A 10,210-nucleotide genomic window follows, 5' to 3' on the forward strand; every position below is an offset into this window, starting at 1 on the left:
TTCACACAGTTCGGTTTTATTCTGCCCACTTACTTAGATATTTCTTAACATTGCTGTAAGTAAGACTCTGCGGGGATAATAGAAGTAAATAACAACAGGATGATTGACTTTAGAGACAGAAAATGCAGTAAAGTATAGTGCGATCGTTAACTACAAAGATGTCTTAGGAGAATCCGGGTAGAGAAGTTTCCAAGTGGGGGCAATATCGTCTAATCGCCGCAGCCCGCGCCAAATGGTTTTCACACCAGGTTCACCATTACCTTTGCGACCCAAAAAGCCACCAAGATGGGCAATCATCCGTATTAGTATTATTTGCTAATAATTTTACAATCTCTGTCATTTGTCCACTTTGTTGACGATAGTGATTATTTGCTCAGTTGAACATCACAGCCCGTCGTCGGAGACATGGCTCTTTGTAGACCAAAAATGATTTACTAAACTAAATAGCCTTTACCATAAAAAGCGTAAATATTCAGTACTCTCAGTTTCACAAATAGGAAATAAGCAGTGTTACCAAACAAGCCCCCCGCTACCAATCAAACTCAACGCTGGACATTTGCTCAACTTTTTGGATTGGTAAAGCGTAATCCCCTAATGATTTCGCAGTGGGCGATCCGCTGGATAATTGTGGGGACTGCTGGTGGTCTATTTGCAGCGTTGTACTGGAATGTTTTAGAGTTTTTAACTCACAGACTTCAGCGATTTGAGGGTTTTAGCCTCCTGATAGTGATGCCACTTAGCGGTTTAGTTATCGGTCTGGTGATTCATTTTTTGGGAAATCCCGGTGAAATCGCCGTGATTGTTGATAATATTCATTTTCGTGGCGGACGCCTAGATGTTCGCAAAAATCCTTCAATGATTCTTGCTTCTCTAGTCAGCATCTCGGCAGGGGGTAGTGCTGGCCCAGAAGCACCACTCGTACAGGTAACAGGTTCTTTTGGTACTTGGATTGCCGATCGCTTAAAACTTCAAGATGAAGACCTCAGAACCATGAGTTTAGCAGCAATGGCGGCTGGCTTCACTGCCTTGTTTGGCGCACCTCTTGGCGGTGCAATGTTCGCTTTGGAGATTTTGCACCACGAGCATATTGTGGAATATTACGAAGCTTTAATGCCAGCCATTGTTTCGAGTTGTGCTAGCTATCTGGTGTTTGCAGCAATTACACATTTGGGTATTGCGCCCACTTGGCATTTTCCTCAGTATCACTTAGAAAGGATTGATGATTTTGCGATCGCAATTATGTTTGGAATTATCGGGGCGGTGGCGGGATGGATTTTTATGGGTATTTTTCGCGGCTGCGATCGGGTCTTTGACCTGATTCCTTTCCCCATTTATGTGCGGACAACACTAGCAGGAGTGGGACTTGGCACTTTAGCAGTTTTATTACCCCTGACGCGTTATTTTGGACATGAAGAGTTAGATTCAGTCCTGACAGCTAACTTTAGTGCTGTTTTTCTCTTAACTCTAGCTCTGGGGAAAATGGCTGCCATTAGCATTACAGTAACAGGTGGGTGGCGCGGTGGATTCATCATTCCCCTATTTTTCACTGGTGCTTGCATTGGTAAAGCAGTAGCAGTCTTAATTCCAGCACTCGATCCTGCCCTGGCGATGATTTGTACAATGGCGGCTGTCAACGCAGCCGTAACGCGCACACCCATAAGTACGACTTTACTACTGTCAAAACTGACAAACTTGAGTCCCTTTACGCCAATCCTTTTTGCCAGTTTGATTGGATTTTTTCTTGCCCCTAAAGTTCCTCTGATTGCATCTCAACTCAAATCCCAGAGAGAAGCTACGGATCGAACAAGCGCCTGAGTTAGCTGCCCAGGCATAAAAAAGCAATATATGATAGAATTGTATCAAATTATAGCAATTATTCAAGAGCAATTTAGAATAATTTTGCGCTTTGTTGAGTAAAAAAGCTAAAATCTACGATTTTTGGAGATTTTTAGGTTATGACAACCTCACAGGAGAGGATTATCCCGACAGACTTGCGAAACGAAATGTCGCAGTCTTATCTGGAATACGCCATGAGCGTGATAGTGGGTCGGGCGCTGCCAGATGCCAGGGATGGTCTAAAACCTGTGCATCGTCGCATTCTCTACGCAATGCACGAGCTAGGTCTGCTCCACGATCGCCCCTTTAAGAAATGCGCCCGTGTGGTGGGGGAAGTATTGGGTAAATATCACCCCCACGGTGACACGGCAGTATATGACGCCTTGGTGCGGATGGCGCAGGATTTTTCCATGCGATCGCCCCTAGTTAACGGGCATGGTAACTTCGGTTCGGTAGACAACGATCCGCCAGCCGCGATGCGGTACACAGAATGCCGCTTGCAAGCTTTAACTAGTGCTGGGTTACTGCACGACATTGAGTATGAAACCGTAGATTTTGCCGATAACTTCGACGGTTCCCAGCAAGAACCCACAGTTTTACCAGCACGGATTCCCCAGTTATTGCTTAACGGTTCCTCTGGAATTGCCGTGGGCATGGCCACCAACATTCCGCCCCACAATTTGGGCGAATTGATTGATGCTTTGGTGGCAGTAATCCACAATCCAGAAATTACCGACCTAGAATTAATGCAGTATGTCCACGGCCCAGATTTTCCGACTGGGGCGCAAATTTTAGGAACATCTGCCATTCGAGAAGCTTACACTACCGGGCGTGGTTCCATCACCATGCGTGGTGTAGCTAACATTGAAACCGTTGAACAACGGGGACGCCCAGATAGAGAAGCAATTATCATTACCGAATTGCCCTATCAAACCAACAAAGCGGCGTTGATTGAAAAAATCGCCGAAATGGTGAACGAAAAGCGTCTAGAAGGGATTGCAGATATCCGGGATGAAAGCGATCGCGACGGGATGCGAATTGTGATCGAACTCAAGCGTGATGCTTATCCCCGCGTTGTGCTGAACAATCTCTACAAGCAAACGCCACTGCAAGCCAACTTCGGCGCGAATATGCTGGCGTTGGTGAATAGCGAACCCCAAGTACTCACGCTCAAGCAGTTCTTAACCGTCTTCTTAGATTTCCGCATCGAATCCATTGTCAGACGCACCCGCTACGAACTGCGCAAAGCTGAGGAACGCGACCATCTCCTCCAAGGATTATTAATTGCCCTGTCTCATTTAGATCCAATTATTGTCTTAATTCGTCATGCTCCAGATGCACCCACAGCCAAAGGCGAATTAATCACAACTTACGGACTCTCAGAAGTGCAAGCAGATGCGATTTTGCAAATGCAATTGCGGCGCTTGACTGCCTTAGAAGCAGACAAAATTCGTCTGGAACACGAAGAATTACAAACGAAAATTACCGACTTGCAAGATATTTTGGCACGTCGGGAGAGAGTGCTAGAAATCATTGAAACTGAAGTTACGCAACTGAAAACTAACTTCGCCACACCTCGCCGCACGGTAATTTTACCAGGGGAAGGGGAATTAGACGATCGCGACCTCATTGCCAATGAAAAAGCGATAATTCTGGTGACAGAACAAGGCTACATCAAACGGATGCCAGTTAACACCTTTGAAGCCCAAAGCCGTGCTACCAGAGGCAAAGCCGCAGCCAAGGTGAAAGATGATGATACCATTGAGCATTTCTTAACTTGCTGCGATCACGACAGTATTTTATTCTTTAGTGAGCGTGGTGTTGTTTATTGCCTGAGAGCTTATCAAATTCCAGCGAGTTCGCGTACCAGTCGCGGGACACCAATCGTCCAGATGCTACCGATTCCCAAAGAGGAAAAAATCACCTCGATTGTACCTGTTGACGAATTTAGCAATGAAGAATATCTGGTCATGCTCACCAAAGGTGGCAATATCAAGAAAACCGAATTGGCAGCCTTTAGTCACATTCGCGCTAATGGTTTGATTGCTATTTCCTTAGAAGAAGGCGACCAACTCCGCTGGGTGCGACGCGCTAAAGTAGAGGACAGTGTAATCATTGGTTCTCGTCACGGGATGGCGATTCACTTCCGGTGCAACCACGAACAACTGCGTCCTTTAAGTAGGGCGACTCGTGGGGTAAAAGCGATGAAACTCAAAAATAAAGATGAACTCGTGGGTATGGATATTCTCCCCGCAGCCATTCTGGAAACTTTGGATACAGTTATAGAAGCGGAAATTGAAGATATCGAAACAATCGAAACAGAAGATATCGAAATTACCGAAATTAATGAAGAGTCAGTAGAAGTACCTAGCAGTGGCATAGTTGGCCCTTGGGTGTTGGTAATTACAATGGGAGGATATGGTAAGCGCGTACCAGTTGCCCAGTTCCGGCTGCAAAATCGTGCTGGTCAGGGTTTAATGGCAACCAAGTTCAAAAACCGCAAAACCAAAGATAAGTTGGCAACCCTACGCATTGTCAACAACGATGATGATGAAATCATGATGGTGACAAATCGCGGTATTATTATCCGTCAAGCGGTAAATGCGATTTCTATCCAATCGCGATCGGCAACTGGAGTCAGAGTGCAGCGTTTAGATGAAGACGACGCCATTACTGGAGTGGCAATAGTTCCACCTGATGCTGGCGATGCAGAAGAAGCAGAGTAAGAAGCAGGGGGAGCAGGGGAAGCAGGGGAGGCAGGGGGAGAGGTTTATCTTTTTGCTCCCTTGGTTAATTGCCTTAGCTAGCGGCATCTTAATGGGGCTAACTGTAGCCCCAGTAGGTGCATGGTTCTTGGCTTGGATTGCCGTGGTTCCTTTATGGGTGCTAGTTGTCACTTCAGCCAAAGGCAAAAACCAATTCCCTCCTGCTTTCTTCTGGGGTATCGGTTATCACGGTGTTGCTCTATGGTGGATTACGGGAATTCACCCGATGACTTGGTTGGGCGTTCCGTGGTTGCCAAGTTTGGCAATCACCCTTTTTTGTTGGGGATTTATCACTGTATTGGGAGGGGTATTTGTTGCTATTTGGGCGGCTGTAATGGTTCGCCTGAGCGAGCAAAAACCGTGGCTACGTATACTAATTGGTACATCTGTCTGGTGCGGCTTAGAGAGTCTGTGGAGTGCGGGGCCTTTGTGGTGGAGTTCCCTTGCTTACACACAAAGCCCGCACAATCTCGTAATTGTACACCTTGGTCAACTCTCTGGGCCTAATACTGTGACAGCAGCGATCGCTGCTGTTAATGGCTTAATTGCTGAAGCATATATAAACCGCCTTCGCATAGCGTCTCGTAGAGAAGACACCAAGATTTCCTCTGTGTCCTTTGCGCCTCTGCGGTTCGTTAATAAATACTTAGCTACCGCCACAGGACTATTAATTACCCTACACCTTATTGGTTTTATCTTATATAGCCGTCCCATTGCTCAACCCCCAGAAGCAGCCTTAAAAGTGGGGATTGTTCAGGGTAATATCCCGAACCGACTTTTACGAAGTTCCCAAGGGTTTCGTCGTGCCCAAGAAAACTATACCAATGGATATCTAACTTTAGCAGACCAAGGTGTAGATGCAGTCCTGACCCCAGAAGGAGCCTTACCTATTTTCCAGCGTAACTTGCTGGAAACGGCCTTAGTCGCAGCCGTGAAAGAAAAAGGCGTAGTGGCTTGGATTGGGGCTTTTGGCGAACGGGGAGATAGTTATACAATTAGTTTGTTTACTTTCAATGGTAAAGGTGAAATTGTCAGCCGCTACGACAAAGCTAAATTAGTACCTTTGGGAGAATATATTCCCTTTGAAGGCATTTTAGGCAAAATAGTTCAACGCTTGTCGCCTTTGGATGCACACCAAGTTGCTGGTTCAGCAAATCAGCTATTTGACACTCCTTTTGGTCGAGCGATCGCTAGTATATGTTATGAATCTGCTTTTCCTGAACAATTTCGCCGTCAAGCGGCGGCGGGTGGGCAATTTATCCTCAGTTCTTCTAACGATGCCCATTACACTGCATCTATGCCATTCCAGCATCATGCACAGGATATCATGCGGGCAATTGAAATCGATCGCTGGTCAGCACGGGCAACTAATACCGGATATTCAGCCTTTGTAGATCCTCATGGCAAAACCTTATGGATGTCTGGATATAATACCTACGAAACTCATGCTGAAACAATTTATCGACGACAGACACAGACTTTATATGTGCGTTGGGGTGATTGGTTAACACCCTTGTTATTGATATCTTCTGGAGGAACTTGGCTGGGAATTCGCGGTATAAATAAATTCAGTAATTTTGGAAATCCTTAGCGGATTGAGTCTTTGGAGTTATTAGCGATCGCTTCACTATTTAATCATTTAATGACAAGTCAACTTTCTATTATGGGGCGGCTTTTGGGGGAAAACTTTTCGATTTACTAAAATTATGGAGTTCAGAGGCGGTGAGGTCGCGCCATTGACCCAATTGTAAGTCATCTAATTGTAGGTGAGCTATGCTAACCCTGACCAGTCGCAAAGTCGGAAACCCGACAGCCGCAGTCATGCGGCGTACTTGACGGTTTTTTCCCTCTGTCAAAGTCATTTCCAGCCAAGCTGTCGGTACATTTTTGCGAAATCTAATTGGTGGTGTGCGTTCGGGTAGCTGTGGTTCTTCTAGTAAGAGCTTAACTTCTGCTGGTTGAGTGCGGTAATCTTGAATTTCCACACCTGTTTGCAATCTTTTGATAGCTTCTGCATCTGGAATTCGCTCTACCTGTACCCAGTAAGTACGTTTATGACCAAAACGCGGATGGGCGAGGCGATGTTGCAATTGTCCATCGTTCGTTAACAGCAGTAATCCTTCACTATCCCAGTCTAAGCGTCCCACAGGATATACATCAGACACATCAATATAATCTTTTAGGGTGCTATGTGTAGGGGCATCTTTTGTAAACTGACTGAGAACGCCATAGGGTTTGTAAAAAATAATATATCGGTAATGATTTGTCATTTGTCATTTGTCATTTGTCATTGGTCATTGGTCATTTGTCATTGGTCATTGGTCATTGGTCATTGGATACAAGAGTTCGATAGTGGATTAACTTTACAGCAAGAAGCGCAAGCAATGAAAGCAATCAATCGGCTGTCACGAAGCAATGAATTTAGGGACTTCCAGAAAATAAATTATCCAATTTACTCAGATAATATTTTCTTTCTCCCCCTGCCCCCTGTGGTCTTAATGATAAGTCTTTCACCGGACGCCAACTAACCAATGTGATTGTTGTAGGACTTACGCAAAAAACCTCTCTAACTCTTATTCCTCTGTGTTCTCTGCGTTCTCTGTGGTTTGATTTTCCGTGACCTGTGTTTATGATGCTAAGAATCCTGCTGCTGTTTTACAACAATCATGAGTCAGGTTTGAGAAAGGCGATCGCCCCATCATACCTGGTCGTTAAAAGCTTTTAATTGAGAGTGCTGGAGTGCGATCGCTTAATTGCCATTGCCAGAGTACCGATTAAAAAAAGTTTAAAATGCCGCAGCTACGCTCGTTGTAGACATCGCTTTTCTAAACGTCAAGGTATTATCTACTCGAACACCGTGCAGCATATATAAAGTCTGAGGTTTTGCATGAAAGTAGCAGTTTTCAGTACAAAAGCCTACGATCGCCAGTTCTTGTCAGCTGCAAATTCTCCCATCCAACACGAGTTAGTGTTTTTTGAACCCCGTTTAAATCGAGATACAGCTATCCTTGCTGCCGGATTTCCGGCGGTTTGTGTATTTGTGCATGACCAGGTTGATGCCCCAACTTTAGAGATTCTCGCCTCTGGGGAAACTCGCGTGGTTGTCCTTCGCTGTGCAGGGTTTAACAATGTAGACTTACAAGCCGCAGCAGATTTAGGAATTACCGTTGTGCGTGTTCCCGCCTATTCACCTTATGGGGTAGCAGAACACGCCGTAGGATTGATTTTGAGCTTAAATCGCAAAATTCATCGTGCCTATAACCGTGTCCGAGAAGGCAATTTTTCTTTGGATGGACTGTTGGGATTTAATTTGCATGAGCGCACAGTGGGAATTGTCGGTACCGGCAAAATCGGTCTGATTTTAGGACAGATTATGAAGGGGTTTGGGTGTCACTTACTCGCATTCGACGTTTATCGCAATCCAGAATTGGAGGCGCTAGGTGGAAAGTATGTAGAACTACCTGAGCTATTTGCCAACTCCGATATTATCTCCCTGCATTGCCCCTTGACTCCCGAAACCCATCACTTGATTAACACTGAGGCTATAGAAAAGATTAAGCCAGGTGTGATGCTAATTAATACTAGCCGAGGAGCGCTGATTGATACCCAAGCAGTGATTGAGGGATTGAAGTCTGGTAAAATTGGCTATCTTGCTGTAGATGTCTACGAACAAGAATCGGAATTGTTTTTTGAGGATTTGTCTGGGGAAATTATTCAAGATGATATTTTCCAGCGTCTGACAACGTTCCCCAATGTACTCATTACCGGACATCAAGCCTTTTTTACAGCAGAAGCTCTCTACAATATTGCCGAAACAACTTTTGCTAATATTACCGATGTTGAACAGGGTCGTCCTTGTGCGAATGAAATTCGTGCATAAACCTTTAGCAATCTCAAATCCCAAATTGTGTTACCTCATAAATTGTTAACACCTTTGCTCCCAGATATAACCAAGGTGCTACACTACATCCATGCTAGGGGTGCCTACATAACCAGGCTGAGATCACACCCTTAACACCTGAGTCTGGGTAATACCAGCGGAGGGAAGCTGTTTATTGAGGAATGACAATATGCGGACTGAATGGGTTGCTAAACGACGTGGGCAAGGTAATGTATCTCAAATGCACTACGCCCGCCAAGGTGTGATCACCGAAGAAATGCACTACGTCGCCAAACGGGAAAATCTCCCGGCCGATCTCATTCGTGAGGAAGTAGCGCGGGGACGAATGATTATCCCCGCTAATATTAATCACACTAACCTAGAGCCGATGGCTATTGGCATCGCCTCCAAATGTAAGGTAAATGCTAATATCGGCGCTTCTCCCAACTCTTCTAATCTTCAAGATGAAGTTGATAAACTGAATCTGGCGGTGAAGTACGGTGCTGATACTCTGATGGATTTGTCCACAGGTGGCGGTAACTTGGATGAAATTCGTACCGCAATCATCAAGGCTTCACCTATTCCCATTGGTACGGTGCCTGTTTACCAAGCTTTAGAAAGCGTCCACGGCACAATCGAAAACCTAACTGCTGATGATTTTCTCCATATCATCGAAAAGCACGCCCAGCAAGGAGTAGACTATCAAACTATCCACGCAGGGATTTTGCTTGAGCATTTGCCTTTGGTGAGAAATCGGCTCACTGGTATTGTCTCTCGTGGCGGCGGGATTTTGGCGCGGTGGATGCTACATCACCACAAACAAAACCCGCTTTATACCCACTTCCAAGATATTATTGAGATTTTCAAAAAGTACGATGTTTCCTTCAGTTTAGGAGATTCCCTACGTCCCGGCTGCACCCATGATGCCTCAGATGAAGCACAATTAGCTGAATTGAAAACTCTGGGACAGCTAACTCGCAAAGCCTGGAAAGATGACGTACAGGTGATGGTGGAAGGGCCTGGACACGTGCCAATGGATCAAATTGAGTTCAACGTCCGTAAGCAGATGGAAGAGTGTTCGGAAGCACCTTTCTATGTTTTGGGGCCATTGGTGACAGACATTGCTCCCGGCTATGACCATATCACTTCAGCTATTGGAGCAGCAATGGCTGGATGGTACGGTACTGCGATGCTGTGCTATGTAACACCTAAAGAACATTTAGGTCTACCAAATGCCGAAGATGTGCGGAATGGATTGATTGCTTATAAAATAGCGGCTCATGCGGCTGATATTGCTAGACATCGCCCTGGTGCAAGGGATAGAGATGATGAACTTTCTAAGGCGCGTTACAACTTCGATTGGAACCGTCAGTTTGAATTATCACTCGATCCAGAAAGAGCTAAGGAATATCACGATGAAACTCTGCCAGCAGATATTTATAAAACTGCTGAGTTTTGTTCGATGTGTGGGCCTAAGTTCTGCCCAATGCAAACTAAGGTTGACGCTGATGCACTGACAGAATTAGAGAAGTTCTTGGCGAAAGAGGCAGTGACTCACAGCTAACAGATTGTCTTCTGCGGTTACAATAGTTTTTCATCAATAGGACTTACGCAAAACTATACGCGCTCTGGGGCAATTCATGAACATACGTGTCAACTTCAGCCGAAAACTATATCAGACAGGCGTTTTGTAAATCCCTCACGCCCTCATCCCCTAACCCCTTCTCCC

Annotated in this window: 6 protein-coding genes, 1 pseudogene and 1 riboswitch; of the genes and pseudogenes, 5 read left to right on the forward strand and 2 right to left on the reverse strand. The window is 45.4% G+C overall.

The genetic code is table 11. From position 1 onward, the window contains the following. Positions 1-150 precede the first annotated feature (150 nt). Positions 151-303, reverse strand: a pseudogene (locus V7K41_RS22310) (IS4 family transposase); the annotation flags it as partial. 204 nt (positions 304-507) lie between these two features. Between V7K41_RS22310 and V7K41_RS22315 the strand changes: the two are divergent. The 3 genes from V7K41_RS22315 (at position 508) to lnt (ending at position 6,192) form a co-directional block, all read left to right on the forward strand. Next, the gene (locus V7K41_RS22315) at positions 508-1,815 is read left to right on the forward strand and encodes a chloride channel protein (RefSeq protein WP_334851711.1); all 1,308 of its coding nucleotides are present in this window, start codon (positions 508-510) and stop codon (positions 1,813-1,815) included. A gap of 140 nt (positions 1,816-1,955) precedes the next feature. Beyond that, complete coding sequence (gene gyrA, locus V7K41_RS22320) at positions 1,956-4,562, forward strand: DNA topoisomerase (ATP-hydrolyzing) subunit A (protein ID WP_334851713.1); 2,607 nt, start codon at positions 1,956-1,958, stop codon at positions 4,560-4,562. After that, on the forward strand, positions 4,543-6,192 hold the full coding sequence (gene lnt, locus V7K41_RS22325; protein WP_442943250.1) for an apolipoprotein N-acyltransferase: 1,650 nt from the start codon (positions 4,543-4,545) through the stop codon (positions 6,190-6,192). Before gyrA ends, lnt begins: the two co-directional genes overlap by 20 nt. Positions 6,193-6,262: 70 nt before the next feature. Here the strand turns inward: lnt and V7K41_RS22330 are convergent, their stop codons facing one another. After that, a complete protein-coding gene (locus V7K41_RS22330; protein ID WP_334851716.1) occupies positions 6,263-6,871 on the reverse strand; it encodes an rRNA large subunit pseudouridine synthase E in 609 nt (202 codons plus the stop codon). Between the two features lie 617 nt (positions 6,872-7,488). Between V7K41_RS22330 and V7K41_RS22335 the strand changes: the two genes are divergently transcribed. Together V7K41_RS22335 and thiC are read left to right on the forward strand one after the other, a co-directional pair. Then, positions 7,489-8,481, forward strand: coding sequence for a 2-hydroxyacid dehydrogenase (locus tag V7K41_RS22335; protein ID WP_334851718.1), 993 nt, complete (start codon positions 7,489-7,491; stop codon positions 8,479-8,481). An 86-nt stretch (positions 8,482-8,567) separates the two neighbouring features. Continuing rightward, positions 8,568-8,664, forward strand: a riboswitch (TPP riboswitch). A 7-nt stretch (positions 8,665-8,671) separates the two neighbouring features. After that, positions 8,672-10,045: a phosphomethylpyrimidine synthase gene (thiC, locus tag V7K41_RS22340; protein WP_334851720.1), complete on the forward strand. Its 1,374-nt coding sequence runs from the start codon at positions 8,672-8,674 to the stop codon at positions 10,043-10,045. Positions 10,046-10,210: the final 165 nt, after the last annotated feature.

The sequence above is a fragment of the Nostoc sp. genome, assembly GCF_036917415.1.
In the GTDB taxonomy this organism is placed as follows: domain Bacteria; phylum Cyanobacteriota; class Cyanobacteriia; order Cyanobacteriales; family Nostocaceae; genus Nostoc.

What these genes read in the sequence shown, in the direction of transcription:
- gyrA (WP_334851713.1), top strand. Translation starts at nt 1,956, where the DNA reads ATGACAACCTCACAGGAGAGGATTATCCCGACAGACTTGCGAAACGAA.
- lnt (WP_442943250.1), top strand. Translation starts at nt 4,543, where the DNA reads ATGCAGAAGAAGCAGAGTAAGAAGCAGGGGGAGCAGGGGAAGCAGGGG.
- V7K41_RS22330 (WP_334851716.1), bottom strand. Translation starts at nt 6,871, where the DNA reads ATGACAAATCATTACCGATATATTATTTTTTACAAACCCTATGGCGTT.
- V7K41_RS22335 (WP_334851718.1), top strand. Translation starts at nt 7,489, where the DNA reads ATGAAAGTAGCAGTTTTCAGTACAAAAGCCTACGATCGCCAGTTCTTG.
- thiC (WP_334851720.1), top strand. Translation starts at nt 8,672, where the DNA reads ATGCGGACTGAATGGGTTGCTAAACGACGTGGGCAAGGTAATGTATCT.